At 74.0% G+C, this 14,850-nt stretch carries 13 protein-coding genes; 10 read left to right on the top strand and 3 right to left on the bottom strand.

Going from position 1 to position 14,850, the window contains the following annotated elements; translation table 11 throughout:
* Positions 1 to 186: 186 nt before the first annotated feature.
* Both ACIQI7_RS26780 and dmpI read left to right on the top strand, forming a co-directional pair.
* A complete protein-coding gene (locus ACIQI7_RS26780) occupies positions 187 to 1,080 on the top strand; it encodes a LysR substrate-binding domain-containing protein (RefSeq protein WP_401114270.1) in 894 nt (297 codons plus the stop codon).
* Between the two features lie 101 nt (positions 1,081 to 1,181).
* The gene (dmpI, locus tag ACIQI7_RS26775; RefSeq protein WP_401114267.1) at positions 1,182 to 1,364 is read left to right on the top strand and encodes a 4-oxalocrotonate tautomerase DmpI; all 183 of its coding nucleotides are present in this window, start codon (positions 1,182 to 1,184) and stop codon (positions 1,362 to 1,364) included.
* A 114-nt stretch (positions 1,365 to 1,478) separates the two neighbouring features.
* Here the strand turns inward: dmpI and ACIQI7_RS26770 are convergent, their stop codons facing one another.
* From ACIQI7_RS26770 to ACIQI7_RS26760, 3 genes are all read right to left on the bottom strand, one after another.
* A complete protein-coding gene (locus ACIQI7_RS26770) occupies positions 1,479 to 1,961 on the bottom strand; it encodes a hypothetical protein (protein ID WP_401114264.1) in 483 nt (160 codons plus the stop codon).
* A gap of 180 nt (positions 1,962 to 2,141) precedes the next feature.
* A complete protein-coding gene (locus ACIQI7_RS26765) occupies positions 2,142 to 3,098 on the bottom strand; it encodes an FAD-dependent oxidoreductase (RefSeq protein WP_401114262.1) in 957 nt (318 codons plus the stop codon).
* Positions 3,099 to 3,528: 430 nt separating this feature from the next.
* Positions 3,529 to 4,014: a cysteine/serine endopeptidase inhibitor gene (locus tag ACIQI7_RS26760; RefSeq protein ID WP_401114260.1), complete on the bottom strand. Its 486-nt coding sequence runs from the start codon at positions 4,012 to 4,014 to the stop codon at positions 3,529 to 3,531.
* Between the two features lie 263 nt (positions 4,015 to 4,277).
* Between ACIQI7_RS26760 and ACIQI7_RS26755 the strand changes: the two genes are divergently transcribed.
* The 8 genes from ACIQI7_RS26755 to ACIQI7_RS26720 all read left to right on the top strand — a co-directional run bounded on the left by ACIQI7_RS26755 (position 4,278) and on the right by ACIQI7_RS26720 (position 14,820).
* On the top strand, positions 4,278 to 4,469 hold the full coding sequence (locus tag ACIQI7_RS26755) for a hypothetical protein (protein ID WP_401114257.1): 192 nt from the start codon (positions 4,278 to 4,280) through the stop codon (positions 4,467 to 4,469).
* A gap of 600 nt (positions 4,470 to 5,069) precedes the next feature.
* Positions 5,070 to 6,071: a TauD/TfdA dioxygenase family protein gene (locus ACIQI7_RS26750; RefSeq protein ID WP_401114254.1), complete on the top strand. Its 1,002-nt coding sequence runs from the start codon at positions 5,070 to 5,072 to the stop codon at positions 6,069 to 6,071.
* A 37-nt stretch (positions 6,072 to 6,108) separates the two neighbouring features.
* On the top strand, positions 6,109 to 7,335 hold the full coding sequence (locus ACIQI7_RS26745) for an ROK family protein (RefSeq protein ID WP_401114250.1): 1,227 nt from the start codon (positions 6,109 to 6,111) through the stop codon (positions 7,333 to 7,335).
* Between the two features lie 41 nt (positions 7,336 to 7,376).
* Positions 7,377 to 8,966 carry an ABC transporter substrate-binding protein gene (locus ACIQI7_RS26740; protein ID WP_401114247.1) on the top strand — a complete coding sequence of 530 codons (1,590 nt, stop codon included), beginning with the start codon at positions 7,377 to 7,379 and terminating at the stop codon, positions 8,964 to 8,966.
* A gap of 20 nt (positions 8,967 to 8,986) precedes the next feature.
* Entirely contained in the window at positions 8,987 to 9,931 is a 945-nt protein-coding gene (locus ACIQI7_RS26735; protein ID WP_401114244.1) for an ABC transporter permease, read from the top strand.
* A 4-nt stretch (positions 9,932 to 9,935) separates the two neighbouring features.
* The gene (locus tag ACIQI7_RS26730) at positions 9,936 to 10,784 is read left to right on the top strand and encodes an ABC transporter permease (RefSeq protein WP_401114241.1); all 849 of its coding nucleotides are present in this window, start codon (positions 9,936 to 9,938) and stop codon (positions 10,782 to 10,784) included.
* Positions 10,781 to 12,373 (top strand): dipeptide ABC transporter ATP-binding protein, encoded by a 1,593-nt coding sequence (locus tag ACIQI7_RS26725; protein ID WP_401114238.1) that lies wholly within the window; start codon positions 10,781 to 10,783, stop codon positions 12,371 to 12,373. The genes ACIQI7_RS26730 and ACIQI7_RS26725 overlap by 4 nt, the downstream gene beginning before the upstream one ends.
* Positions 12,374 to 12,408: 35 nt before the next feature.
* On the top strand, positions 12,409 to 14,820 hold the full coding sequence (locus ACIQI7_RS26720) for an arylsulfatase (RefSeq protein WP_401114236.1): 2,412 nt from the start codon (positions 12,409 to 12,411) through the stop codon (positions 14,818 to 14,820).
* The last annotated feature ends 30 nt before the right edge of the window (positions 14,821 to 14,850 follow it).

Raw genomic sequence — 14,850 nt, 5'->3', positions numbered from 1 at the left:
GGACCCCAGAACAGTAAGCCGTCCGCCTGGTCCGCTCGCCGGTGCGCGGCCCCGGCTCCGGGCGGCGCGCCGCCGAGGCGTCCGACGCCGCGTCCGCGCGTGCGCCTGCGCAGGGGCGGGGCGGGGGCGGCCTGCCCCGGCCTGGGACGATGGGGGCGTCGAGGGCCGATCGAGCAGGGGGACCGCATGGAGCTACGGCAGCTGCACTGCTTCGTGGCCGTCGCCGAGGAGCTGCACTTCGGACGGGCCGCCGAGCGGCTGCTGCTCGGGCAGCCCGCGGTGAGTCAGCAGGTCCGGCGGCTGGAACGGGAGTTGAGGGTCGAGCTGTTCGACCGGTCGCCCCGGTACGTCCGGTTGACCCCGGCCGGCGAGCGCTTCCTGGGCGCGGCCAGGGACGTGCTGGCCGCCGAGGCCGCCGCCCGGGCCGTGGCCGCCGACCTGGCCGCGCCCGCCACGCTCCGGCTCGGCACCGTCACCGGGCTCGGTGAACGGCTCGACCTGATCCTGGACACCTACCAGCGGCGGGCGCCCGAGGTGCGCGTCGAACTGCAGGACGCCCCGGTGCGGGAGCGGCTGGCCCGTGTGGCGGACGGCCGCCTCGACGCCGCGTTCGTCCGGGGCGCGATCGCCGAGGACAGCCCGGAGCTCCGGTTCCTGCCCGTCTGGCAGGACGAGCTGGTGCTGGCGCTGCCCGGTCGGCACCCCCTCGCCGCCCGGTCCGAGGTCGACCTCGCGGAACTCGCCGACCTGCCGCTCCGGTTGACCGAACGGCGCAACCATCCGGCACTGGTGGACCTGGTGATGGAGTCCTGCGCGAGGGCCGGCTTCGAGCCGACCCTCGGCCCGCCGCACGGCTCGCTCCAGGACACCCTGGCGTCGATCGGCACCGGCACGCCGATGTGGACGGTGGTGTACGCCGCGAACGCCCGGATGGTGAACGCCCGCCGGATCGCCTTCCGCCCCTGCCGGACCCCGCTGGCCCTGCCGACCTCGATCGCCGTACGGCGTTCCGGTCCGCTCCCCCGACTGCTCCTGGAAGCCTGCCGGTCGGCGGTGGCCTGGGACGATCAGGATTCGTGATCGCTGCCAGAGCGATTCCGGTCTGGGTGCGGCGGGCCCGCCCGGGATGGACTGTTCCCAGCCGGAGATCCCGGTGGAACACACCCGGTCAGGAGCCGAGGATGCCGATCGTCACCATTCAGCAGGGCCCGCGCGAGGTCGAGCAGAAGCGCGAGCTGGTCAAGCGGGTCACCGAGGCCTTCGTGGAGGCGCTGGAGGTTCCCGCCGAGAGCGTGTACGTGTGGATCCAGGAGTACCCGGCGGAGAACTGGGGCGCCGCCGGCAGGCTCGTCGCGGACCGGTAGCCCGTCCGGACGGCGGGGCGCCGGCACCGGTCCCCGCCCCGTCCTCGCCCCCGCCGCCGCACAGGAAGTCGGGTAGACCGACTTCCTGTGCGGCGGGCGCTTTCCCGGCCCCGCTCAGGGGGCCGCGTAGCGCGTGACGTTGGTGATCCGGCAGTTGACCTTGCCGGACACCTGCGCCGCCCCCGGGGCCTTCTGCACGGCGGCCTGGTTGGGGGCGAGGTTGTTGGTCGCGGCGGCGCCCTCGGCGATGCGGGTGCCCGAGGCGTCGGTGAACTCCAGTTGCACGATGTAGTTGCTGCTCTTGCTGCTGTGGTTGGTGATCCTGACCTCGGCCTCGGGCATCTTCAGCAGGTCGTTGACCGTGCACTTGGTGATCTCGGCGTCCTTGGCGGCGTCGCCACCACCGGCGGGGGCCGCGGCCGGCGGGGCGGCCGAGGGAGCGGTGTCGCCCGCCGCGGGTGCCGCCGGGGCGCCGGCGCTGGTCGCGGCGACGGCGGGGGCGGTGCTCTTGCCGCTGGTGGAGGTGCTGGGGTCGCATGCTGCCAGACCGAGAACGGTGGCGACGGCGGCGAGCAGGGTGAGGGCGGTGCGACGCATGGGTTCCTCTGGGACGTGGTGCGGTTGGTTGGAGCGACCGTAGCGATGCGCACCGTCGCGCGGGGATCCCGTGATGGGTCCGTGACCGGTCCGGGACCTACCCGTCGGTCATGATCTGAGGACCGTGGGCCGTGCGTTCGAAAGTTCGCAAATACGGTCGGATAAGGCTCATATGACGACTCATCCGATCGAGCCGAGCGCGGCCGCGTAGTCCGCCGCCGCGTCGGCGCAGCCCCAGCTGAGGGTGACGCCGGCGCCGCCGTGGCCGTAGTTGTGGACGATGCGGCCGGCCGGGTCCGGTTCGAGGCGGGGGCCGCCGTGGCGCGCGGGGCGCAGGCCGACGGCGTGGCCGATGACGCCGGCGTCGCGGAGGGCCGGGATGCGGGCCGTGCAGCGGGCGAGGATGGCTGCCGCGGTGGCGGGGTCGGGTGCGGTGTTCCAGTCGTCCGGTTCGAAGGTGCCGCCGAGGACGACGTCGGCGCTGCGGGGGTGGACGTAGGTGTAGCCGCCGGGGTCGTCCTGGATGCGGGTGGAGGCGGGCAGTCCGGGGTTGCGGACCAGGACGAGCTGACCGCGCACCGGGTGGACGGCCGGGTCGTCGCAGAGCCGTCGGGCGCCGATTCCGGTGGCGTTGACGACCACGGGCGCCCAGGCCCGGGCCTGGTCGAGGGTGTCGAGGCGGCGGTGGACGATCTGCCCGCCGTGGCCGAGGAACCGGTCGAGCAGCCAGGGCAGGTAGAGCGGCATCTCGACGGCGGGCGCGGTGAACGACCAGCCGTCCGCGCTGTCCGGTCCGCGTTCGGCGGCCGTCAGCCGGCGCAGGTCGGGGACGGCGGCGCCCCACCAGGGCAGGCCCGCCGGCTGCCGCTCGTGCTCCAGCATCCGGGTGCTGCGCATCGAGACGCCGGGGACGCCGTCGGCCGCCTGGCGGGCGAACACGGCGAAGGCGGTCGCGGACCAGTCCGCCACCCGGCCGCTGGTGCCGGTGGCGACCGGGAACCAGACGGCCGCGGCCACGGCCGAGGTCGTCGACAGCAGGTCGTCGGCCGTCACCACGACGACCCGAAGTCCCTTCTCCTGCAGCCGGATCGCTGTGGTGAGCCCGATGATCCCGCTTCCGACCACGACGACGTCCATGGTGAACTCCTCGCTCGAAGGGTGGCCCGCCGGGGGGCCGGCGTCCGCCTCCAGGAAAGCCGGTCACGCCGGGGGCCGTCCACGACCGGTTCCGACCGGGAGCGACAGGCCGCCCCCTTGTCGTCTTCACTCGAGCCGCCGGACGGCTGGTCGAGCGCACCGGTAAGGGCTGTGCGCCGGCGCCGGTCGGGCACGCGGTCGCCGAGGAGGCACGGCGGGTGCTGCGGGAGCGTGGTGGAGACAGCGCGCGGGCGTCGGCACCGGCGCCGGGCGACGGCATCCGGCCGTGAGCAGCTCGAAGGTCCAGCTCTGGGACTGCGGGAGCCAGGCCAACCAGTACTGGCTGTCCGACTGACCGACCACCGGCCCTGGGCGGCCCCGGTGCCCGCCCCCGCGAAGCAGGCGGGGGCGGGCACGGCCGTCAGGGGACTCAGCCGATGGTGGAGCCGGTGATCGGGGCGGAGAGCTCGACGGTCTCGCCGTTCCGCCCGGCCTTGACGAACTGCCAGCTCAGGCCGCTGATGACGCCCTTGTCCAGCGGGGCCAGCTTGGCGAAGGCCGGCTGGCTGAGGTCGATGTGGGTGGAGTCGCAGGAGGGACACTGGTCCTTCACCGGGACGGTGATGGTCTTGCCCTGGTAGGTCACCTTGACCGAAATGCCCTTGCAGACCGGGTCGTTGTTCGGGTTGGCGGTGGTCCACCAGGTGTGCGAGACGGCGACCAGCATCTGGGTGGCGGCGTTGATCTGGGTGCCGCAGGCGCCGTAGCCGGCGTCGTTGTAGTACGTGGCCTTGCCGGTCATGGGCTTGTTGATCGGTATCGCGGCGCTGGCGGAGCCGGCCGTGAGGGCGATCAGGGCGGCTGCGGCGAGCGGGGCGCCCGCGAGGATCCTGAGGTTCTTGCCGATGGCGCGCATGGTCCGTTCCCTCCGATTGCGGTTCAGGGCATGTGCATGACAGGCGGAATCCGACACGTCCGTACGACAGTTCGCCGACCGAATGTCCGCCCCTGTGGAGGAAACGTATGCGCCCGACCGCAAGGTGGTCCAGACCTCCACGATGTTGGCATGAACACAAGGCAAGCATCTTTACCAATGCGGCCGAAGGGGCGAAGATGCGTGACCGCCCAGCCACGGAGGGTGTTGACAGGCCGTCACCCGAGTCTCCGGAGGCCCCTCAGATGCGCACCTCGCTCGTCGCCCTGCTCCTCGGCACCGTCCTGCTCCCGACCGCCGCTCCCGTCGCCGCCGGTGCCGCGCCCCGTGAGGTGAACCAGGGCTACAGCATTCCGGTGGCCGGTGTGACCGACCTCGGCGCGCTGCCCGTCCTCGGCAGCCTCGGGCTGGACTTCGCCCGCCTGCTCACGCGGTAGCGGCCGCACCTCCACCGCCGAGCATCCTTCGGGAATCACCGAACGTCACCGTGCGTCACGGCCGCTCCGGCGTCCGGGCAGGCGTCGGCCCCGGGGCGGGAATCGCCCGCGCCGGCCCGGATTACTTCCGCTCCGAAAATTAGTAACCCGGCGCCCGGAGGACAAGCCCGGACGCCCGCCCGCAGTGCGCCCGCCATCCCCCCGCCATCGGCCGCAACACGCCGCAAGGAACCGCAAACGGCCGAAACGAAACCGCAACACCGGCTCTCACCAGCAAAGTTGACGATTGACAGGGGGCCGGTCGGTTCAGCACGATGAGGCCCGAGCCCAGCCGCAGCCACCGGGAAGGAGGGCCGATGCACACCGCTGTCCGCCCCGTTCCCCGTCGCCGCCCGCGCCGCTGTTGTCGCGGCGCGCTCGCCCGCTGACCGTCCGCGCAGCCGGACCGCCGCGACCGCACCCCGCTCCCCCGCGCTGCGGAGCCGTACGCCCACACCTGCCCGGACACCCGTCCGCGCACCTTCCGTACGTCACGCACCGTCACCATGCCCGGCGTCGCCACGCCCGCCGTCACCGCACCGACCCCGAAAGGGCCCCGCCATGACCTCCGCCCCCGCCGAGCCGACCGTCACCGGCATCGCGACCGACACCGACGCCACCGCACCGACCGAGCTCCGCCTCACCCCCGCGGCCGGCCGGATCGGCGCGGTCGTGCACGGCATACGCCTCGGCGGCGACCTCCCCGCCGAGACTGTCGCCGCCCTGGAGGCCGCCCTGTACGAGCACAAGGTGCTCTTCTTCCGCGGCCAGCAGCACCTGGACGACGCCGGGCAGGAGGCCTTCGCCCGGCTGCTCGGCCACCCGGTCGGCCACCCCACCGTGCCCAGCGCGGACGGCCGTTACATCTTCGAGCTGGACGCCACCAAGGGCGTGCGCGCCAACAACTGGCACACCGACGTCACCTTCGTCCCGTCCTACCCCAAGGCCTCCATCCTGCGCGCCCTGGAGGTCCCGCCGGCCGGCGGCAGCACCGTCTGGGCCAACACCGCGGCCGCCTACCGGGACCTTCCCGCCCCGCTGAAGACGCTCGCCGAGAGCCTGCGCGCCGTCCACACCAACGACTACGACTACGCCGCCCGGCTCGCCCTGCGCACCGACCTCGCGGACAACGCCGACGTCGCCAGGCTGTTCCGGGACGTGTTCGTCTCCACCGCCTTCAGGACCGAGCACCCGGTGGTCCGGGTCCACCCGGTGACCGGGGAGAAGTCCCTGCTCCTCGGCGCCTTCGCCCAGCGTGTCCAGGGCGTCTCCGGCGCCGACGGCAAGGCGCTGATCGACCTCTTCCAGCGCTACGTGGAGCGGCTGGAGAACACCGTCCGCTGGGACTGGCAGGTCGGCGACGTGGCGATCTGGGACAACCGCGCCACCCAGCACTACGCGGTCGCCGACTACGGCGACGAGCCGCGCCTGGTGCGCCGGATCACCCTGGACGGCGACCTGCCGGTCGGCGTGGACGGCACCCCGAGCCGGCTGCTGGAGCCCGCCGACCCGCCGCGGGTGCCGGGCCTGGTGCCCGCCGAGGAGCTCGAAGCGGCCAACTGACCGGGGCCGGGGAAGAACCGACGGCAGCGACGACGCCGTGACCACGTCCACCGCCCTGCGCACCGGCGACGACCGCCGGGACGCCAACGCCGCCGCCGTCCTGCGCACGGTGCTCGACCACGGGCCGATCGCCCGCAGCCGGGTCGCCGCGCTCACCGGGCTCAGCGCCGCGGCCGTCTCCCGGCAGGCGGTGGACCTGGTCCGGCTCGGACTCCTTTACGAGCGGCCGGAGTTGGCGGTCGGCGGCAGCGGCGCACTGGGCCGCCCGCAGCTGCCGCTCGACCTCGACCCGGAGCGACTCGCCGTGGCCGGGCTGCACATCGGCCTGCCGTTCACCACCGTCGCGCTGCTCGACCTGCGCGGCCGGGTGCTGCGGCGCAAGGAGGTCCCCAACCGCGGCCGGACCGGGCCCGATCTGCTGAAGCCGCTGGTGGCCCGGCTGCCCCGGCTGGTCGACGCCCTGCGCGGCGACCGTACGGTGGTCGGGCTGGGCGCCGTCACCGGCGGCTCGGTCGACCCGGCGGGCGGGGTGGTCATCCGTCACGACCCGCTCGACTGGCGGGACCTGCCGCTGCGCGATCTGCTGGTGAACGCCACCGGACTTCCCGTCCAGGTGGACAACCACGCCCGGGCGCTCACCCAGGCGGAGATCCTCTTCGGCCACCCGGCGGCCCGCCGCAGCATGGTGCAGCTGTTCGTCGGGCACGTGGTGGACGCGGCGCTGGCGGTCGCGGGCACCGTCCACCTGGGCCCGCCCTCGGTCACCGGCGACCTCGGCCACCTCCCGGTCTCCGGGACGGTCACCGACCCGGACGCGGACAGCCGGGAGCGCTGCCACTGCGGCCGGCTCGGCTGCCTCTCGGTGGCCGCCTCGGACACCGCGCTGTTCGCGGCGGCCGCCGCCGAGGGGGTCACCGCCGGGCCGGACCGGGCCCAGCTGATCGCCGCCGTCCGGCGCGGCGACCCGACGGCGAACCGGCTGGTCGGCAACCGGGCCCGGCTCATCGGCCGCGCGCTCGCCCTGCTCGCCGACGTCGTCAACCCCGACCTGCTGGTCCTGACCGAGCACTTCGCCGCCCTCGATCCGGCCCATCTCGACGTCGTCCGGGACGAGTTCGCGCTCCGCTCGCACCTGCACCGGGACGCCGGCCTGCTGATCTCCCAGCAGCGCGGCCGGGACGTGCTCGCCGTGGCCGCCGGGGCGCCGGTGCTCGGCGAGCTGTACGCCCGGCCGGTCCACGCGCTCACGGCTCCCCGCCCGTAGCCCACACATCCGCACCAGCCCCCTGTCCCCGAAGGACCCTTATGACCGCGCTCCCCCGTCCCCCCGCCGCCCCGAGCCGCCGCGCCCTGCTGCGCGCGGGCCTCGCCGGCGCCGGCCTGCTGACGCTCGCGGGCTGCCGGTCGGCCGTCGAGCACGCCCGGAACGCGGCCGACGCCGTGGACGCCGGCTCCCCGCGCCGGGGCGGCGTGCTGACCGTCTCGACCGGCATCGACGTCACCCCGAGCCTGCTCTTCGCCGTGAGCGCCAACACCCTCGTCCAGCGCCTCGTCTTCAACACCCTCACCAGGTACGACGACCGGCTCCAGCCGCAGCCCGAACTCGCCACCGCCTGGCAGACCGCCCCGGACGGCCTGAGCGTCACGCTCAGGCTGCGCGAGGACGTGCTGTTCCACAGCGGCCGCCGGTTCACCGCCGACGACGTCGTCTTCGCCGTCCGGAACCTCCAGAACCCGGCCCGCTCGGCCCAGTTGCGCTCCACCGCCGCCACCGTCACCGACTTCCGCCGGAACGGGGACTTCGAACTGACCCTGGTGCTCGCCCACCCGGTGAGCAACCTCTTCGACCTCTTCGAGTTCATGATCATCCCGGACCGGGAAAGCATCGAGGACGCCGTCGCCGGCACCCGGCTGATCGGCACCGGCCCGTTCGCCCTCACCGGGCGCAAACCGGGCTCCTCGCTCTCCTTCGCCCGCAACGAGCGCTACTGGAACCCCGGCCGCCCGTACCTCGACGGCGTGGAGATCCGGATCATCCCGCAGGCGGAGTCGCTGCTGTCCTCGCTCAGGACCGGCCAGACCCACCTGTCCTACAACATCCGGGGCAAGGACGTCGCCACCCTGCGCACCGACCCGCGGTTCCGGATCAAGCAGTACGACACCGGCTCCGGCGCCCACTACATCGGCGTCGACGTCACCGCCGAACACGTCCGCGACAAGCGCGTCCGCCAGGCCATCGCCTGGGCCGTCGACCGCGACCGGCTCGTCCAGCAGGCCCTCGGCGGCTACGGCACCGCCTCCTCGGTGCCCTGGCCCAGGTCCTCGCCCGCCTACACCGAGGCCGGCGCCACCCACTACCGGCACGACCCGGAGCGGGCCCGGGCGCTCCTCCGGGAGGCGGGCGCGGAGCACATCACCCTGCCCTTCGCCCACTCCAACGAGGCCGGGCCGACCGCCATCGCGCAGGTCCTCCAGTACGACCTCCGGCAGGTCGGCATCGAGACGGTGCTCCAGCCGGCCGACTCGCCGACCATGCAGAAGCAGCTGATCTCCCAGGCCATGCCCGCACTGTGGACGCTCAGCCACGGCTTCGCCCAGCTCCAGCCCGCCACCCTGGCGGTGAGCGCCTACCCCTTCAACGAGGCCAGGAACAGCTCGCGCTTCGACTCCCCCGCCTACACCGACCTGGTGCAGCGCGCCTGGAACCGCGGCGACGGCGACAGCCCCGAGGCCCGGGCGCTCCACCAGCAGATCACCGAGGTGCTGCTGGACGAGGAGTTCGTGATCGACCTCGCCATCGCCGGACTGGTCGAGGTCGCGGGCCGCCGGGCCCGGGGCGTGACGCTCAACAAGTTCGGCTACCTCAACCTCGACGACGCCTACCTCACGGCCTGAGCAGGACGGCCCGGAACCCCATGCGCACCTTCCTCCTGAAACGCCTCCCCAGCGGACTGCTCGTCCTGGTCCTCGCCTCCTTCCTGGTCTTCCTCATCCTCCGGCTGATCCCCGGCGACCCGGCCACCACCCTCGCCGGCCCGGACGCCACCCCCGCCACCGTCGAGGCCATCCGCCATCAACTGGGGCTCGACGAACCGCTGTTCGGCCAGTACGCGAGCTGGCTCGGCCGGGTGCTGACCGGCGACCTCGGGCCGAGCTACGCGATCGGCGGCCAGGTCTCCGACCTGATCGGCAACGGCCTCGGCGCCACCGCCCAACTCACCCTCGGCGCCCTGCTGCTGGTGGTGCTGATCGCCCTGCCGCTGGCCGTGGCCGGCGCCACCACCCGGCGCGGCCCGGTCGCCGCCGCCGTCCAGGCGGTCACCACCGGCGTCCTGGCGGTCCCGCCGTTCGTCACCGGCGTGCTGCTGGTTCTGCTGTTCGCCGTCTCCTTCGAACTGCTCCCGGCCGGCGGGCACGCATCCCTGCTGGCGGAGCCGGACCTGGCCGTGCAGTACCTGGCGATGCCCGCCGTCTGCCTGGCCCTGCCCAGCGCCGCCGTGCTGGCCCGCTACCTCAAGGACGGCATCCAACGCGCCCTCGCCGAGGAGTACGTCCGCACCGCGACCGCGCTCGGCGTCTCCCGGCGTCGCATCGTCTGGCTGCACGCGCTGCCCAACGCGCTGCCCTCCGCCGTCACCGTCCTCGGCCTCCAGATCGGCCACCTGGTCGCCGGGGCCGTCCTGGTGGAGCGGATCTTCGCCTGGCCGGGCCTCGGCCAGCTGATCGAGCAGGGCGTGCTGCGCCGGGACTACCCGGTGGTGCAGGACCTGCTGCTGCTCGTGGTCGCGGTCCACGTGGCCGTCCAACTGCTCACCGACCTGGCCTACACCTGGCTCGACCCCCGGATCCGCTGGGAGTGACCCGATGACCACCACCACCCTTCCCCTCGAGTCCGCCCCACCGCGCGGCCGTCACCGCTCCGCCCTGCTCAGCGGGCGCGGCCTGACCGGCCTCGTCCTGGTCGGCGCGGTCGCCCTGGCCGGGCTGCTCGCACCGCTGCTCACCGGCACCGACCCGAACGCCCAGAGCGCGCTCGCGCTGGCCGGCCCCAGCGCCGCCCACCCCTTCGGCACCGACGACCTCGGCCGCGACCTGTACAGCCGCGTGCTGCACGGCATCGGCACCGACCTCGCGCTGATCGTCACCGCCGTCCCGATCGGCGCCCTGCTCGGCTGCTCCGCCGCCCTGCTCGCGGCCGCCTCCCGGTGGACCGACCTCGCCGTCCAGCGCGCCTTCGACCTGCTGCTCGCCTTCCCCGGGCTGATCCTCGCGCTGGCCGTGACCGCCGTCCTCGGCCCGGGCCGCTGGCCGGTGGTGATCGTCATCGCGCTGGCCGAGATCCCGGGCTTCGGACGGCAGTTGCGGGCCGGCATCCTGGTCCAGCGGGAGCGCGAGTACGCCGTGGCCGCCCGGGTCGGCGGCGCCTCCCGGGCCCGGGTGCTGCTGCGGCACGTCCTGCCCAACGCCGTCGACCCGCTGATCGTGCAGACCGCCGTGGCGCTCTCGCTCGGCGTGTTCATCGAGGGCGCGATGAGCTTCCTCGGCCTCGGGGTCCGCCCGCCGGATCCCACCCTGGGCAGCATCCTCAGCCAGTCCGTCGCCTACCTGGCCACCGACCCGACCTTCGCGGCCGCCCCACTGGCCGCCACCACCGCACTGGTGCTCGGCTTCACGCTGATCGCCGAGGCCCTGAACCGGGGGATCCGCCGATGACCACCGTGCTCCGAGTCACCGACCTCACCGTACGGTTCGGCGACGCCCGCGCCCCGGGCACCGCCGCCGTCGACGGCGTCTCCTTCGACCTGGCCGCGGGCGACACCCTCGGCATCGTCGGCGAGTCCGGCTCCGGGAAGTCCACCACCGCGCTGGCCCTGCTGCGGATGCTGCCACCCGGCGGCCGGATCACCGCCGGCTCGGTCGAACTCGCCGGGCAGGACCTCGCCGCGCTCCCCGAGGAGGCGCTGCGCGCTCTGCGCGGCCGGCGGATCGCCATGGTCTTCCAGGACCCGATGTCCTCGCTCAACCCCGTACTCACCGTCGGCCGCCAGCTGGACGAGGCACTGCGCGCCCACGGAAGCCGGCTCCGGAAGGCCGAACGCCGGGCCCGCGCCGCCGAGTTGCTCGACCTGGTCGGCATCCCCGACGCCGCCGGGCGGCTGTGCGACCACCCGCACCGGTTCTCCGGCGGCCAGCGCCAGCGCATCATGATCGCCCTCGCCCTGGCCCACGACGCCGAGGTGCTGGTCGCCGACGAGCCGACCACCGCCCTCGACCCGACCGTCCAGCAGCAGATCCTGCGCCTGCTGGCCCGGATCAACCGGGAGACCGGCACCGCCCTGGTGGTGATCAGCCACGACCTCGGGGTGATCGCCCAGACCTGCCGCCGGCTGCTGGTCATGCGGCACGGCCGGGTGGTCGAGCGCGGCACCACCGCCGAGGTCCTCGCCCGCCCCGAACACCCCTACACCCGCGAGCTGTCGGCCGCCGTCCCACGCCTGACGGAACCGTCCCGGGCAGCCGCCAACAGCACCCCGGGCACCCGGCCGCTGCTCACCGTCCGCGGCCTGACCAAGACGTACGGCTCCCGGCGGCGCCCCGTCACCGCGCTGCACGGCGTCGACCTCGACCTGCACCCCGGCGAGACGCTGGGCCTGGTCGGCGAGTCCGGCTCCGGGAAGTCCACCCTGGCCCGGGCGCTGGTGCAGGCGCACGCGCCGTCCGGCGGCAGCATCCGCTTCCGCGGCGAGGAACTCGGCCGGCGGCCGCACCGGGAGGTCCAACTGGTCTTCCAGGACCCGTACTCCTCGCTCAACCCCCGGATGACCGCCGGGCAGATCATCGCCGAGCCGCTGATCGTCCACCGCCTCGGCGGCCGGGAGCAGCGCGCCGCCCGGGTCGCCGCACTGCTGGAGCAGGTCGGGCTGGACCCGGCCACGGCCGACCGCCACCCGCGCGCGTTCTCCGGCGGCCAGCGCCAACGCCTCGGCATCGCCCGGGCGCTGGCGCCCGAGCCGAGCGTACTGATCTGCGACGAACCGGTCTCCGCTCTGGACGTCTCGGTACAGGCCCAGGTGATCGAGCTGCTCGCCCGGCTCCAGCGCGAACTCGGCCTGGCCGTCCTGTTCATCGCCCACGACCTGGCGGTGGTCCGCCGGGTCAGCCACCGGATCGCGGTGATGCGCCACGGCCGGATCGTCGAGACCGGCCCGGCCGACCGGGTCGTCACCGCTCCCGAACACCCGTACACCGCCGAGCTGTTGGCCGCCGTACCGCGCCTGGAATCCGCTCCGGCCGCCGCCTGAGACACCCCCCGCCCCAGCCACCCCCGGAGCCCCGCATGAGCACCGCGCCCGAGCCGAACCCGCACCGCCGCGACCCGTACGCCGGCTTCCCCGGCACCGTCGGCCGCACCTTCGCCGAGTCCGTCCCCGCCTGGCCGCAGCGGGTCCGCCCGCGCGAGGGCGCGCCCAACATCGTGGTCGTGCTGATCGACGACATGGGCTACAGCGACATCGGCCCGTTCGGCGCCGAGATCCCCACCCCGACCCTGGACCGCCTCGCCGCCACCGGCGTCCGGCTCGCCAACTACCACACCATGCCGCTCTGCTCCCCCGCCCGGGCGGCGCTGCTCACCGGCCTCAACCCGCACCGGGTCGGCTACTCCTTCGTCGCCAACGCCGACCCGGGCTTCCCCGGCTACGGCATGGAGGTCGCCGGGGACATCCCCACCCTGGCCGAGCTGCTGCACGACGCCGGGTACGCCACCTACGCGGTCGGCAAGTGGCACCTCACCCGGGACTCCGCCTCCAACGCCGCCGACGACCGCGCCAACTGGCCGCTCCAGAAGGGCTTCGACCAGTACTACGGCGTCCTGGAGGGCCTGACCAGCCTTTTCCACCCGCACCAACTCGTCCGCGACAACAGCCCCTTGGACATCGACGAGTTCCCCGACGGCTACTACTACACCGACGACCTCACCGACCAGGCCGTCAAGATGGTCAAGTCGCTGCGCGCCCACGACGCCGACAAGCCGTTCTTCCTCTACCTCGCCCACAACGCCGTGCACGGCCCGCTCCAGGCCAAGCCCGAGGACCTCGTCCGCCACCGCGGCCGCTACGACGGCGGCTGGGACGAGCTGCGCCGCACCCGCTTCGCCCGCCAGCTGGCCGCCGGCCACTTCCCGCCCGGCACCGAGCTGCCCGAACGCAACTCCGAGGCCGGGTACGAGGTCGGCCCCTGGGACGAACTCACCGACGTCCAGAAGAAGTTGTACGCCCGCTACATGGAGGTCTACGCGGCGATGGTCGACAACGTCGACCAGAACCTCGGCCGGCTCGCCGACACCCTGGCCGCCCTCGGCGAACTCGACAACACCGTCATCGTGTTCACCAGCGACAACGGCGGCACCGGCGAGGGCGGCGCCGAGGGCACCCGCAGCTACTTCAGCCGCTTCGTCCACCACCCGAACCTGCCGGCGGACTGGAACCCGGACGTCCGGCGCGAGATCGACCTGATCGGCGGCCCGCAGAGTCTGGTCCACTACCCGCGCGGCTGGGGCATGGCCTCCAACACCCCCTTCCGCCTCTACAAGGGCCAGACCCACGCGGGCGGCGTCCGCGTCCCCTTCGTGCTCTCCTGGCCGGCCGGCCTGCCGCGCGCCGAGGGCGACACCGGCGTCCGCACCCAGTACCAGTACGTCACCGACATCCTGCCCACCCTGCTCGAACTCGCGGGCGTGGAACGGCCGTCGGAGCGCCGGTCCCAGCCGGTCCAGGAGCTCGACGGCACCAGCTTCGCCTCCGTGCTGCGCGACGGCGCCGCGCCCAGCACCCACCACGAGCAGTACTGCGAGATGACCGGCAACCGCAGCTACTACCGCGACGGCTGGAAGCTGGTCACCCTGCACCGCCCCGGCACCCCGTACGAGGACGGCGAGTGGGCACTGTACGACCTGCGCACCGACCCCACCGAGATCCACGACCTCGCCGCCGAACACCCGGGTCTGGTGAAGGAGTTGTCCGCCGCCTGGGAGGCCGCCGCCTGGCGCGACGGGGTCTTCCCGCTGGCCGATGGCAGCGGCGCCCTCGCCCTGCGCGGCCCCGAGGCGGACCGGCTGCGCCGCCCGGTCACCCTGCTGGCCGGCACTCCCGAGCTGGAGCGCTACCGCTCCTCCCGGCTGATCTCCTTCCGCTCCTTCACGGTCGAGGTCGCGCTGGACGGCTACCGGCCGGGCGACCAGGGCGTCCTGGTCTCGCACGGCGACCAGGGCGGCGGCTACAGCCTCTACGTCGAGGACGGCCGGCTGCGCCTCGCCTACAACCAGTACGGCGAGCTGCTGGAGGCCGACGGCGGCCCGCTGCCGGCCGGGACCCGGCTGATCACCCTGGAGGCCACCGCCGTCGCCGACCTCACGTGGGAGTTCCGGCTGATCGTGGACGGCCGACCGGTGGACGGCCCGTTCCTGGACGGCCCGTTCCCGGACGGCACCGGGGACGGCACCCTTCCGGACGGCTCCCGGGGCGGCCGGCTCGGCCCGGTCCACCAGCTGATCGGCATGGCCCCGTTCCAGGGCATCAGCGTCGGCATCGACCGCAAGTCCCCGGTCTCCTGGCCGGTGTACGAGCGGCACCGCTCGTTCCGCTACACCGGCGCCCTGCACTCCGTCACCTACCGGCCCGGCGACCCGGCGCCGTACGACCCGGAGACGGTCGCCCGGGCACTGCACGAGGCGGCGGCCGCCTTCGAGTAGCCGGGCCGGGCCGAGCCGTCCGGCCGGGGT

It is taken from the genome of Kitasatospora sp. NPDC092039, assembly GCF_044756065.1.
In the GTDB taxonomy this organism is placed as follows: domain Bacteria; phylum Actinomycetota; class Actinomycetes; order Streptomycetales; family Streptomycetaceae; genus Kitasatospora.
This window is presented reverse-complemented; position numbering and strand designations above follow the sequence as displayed.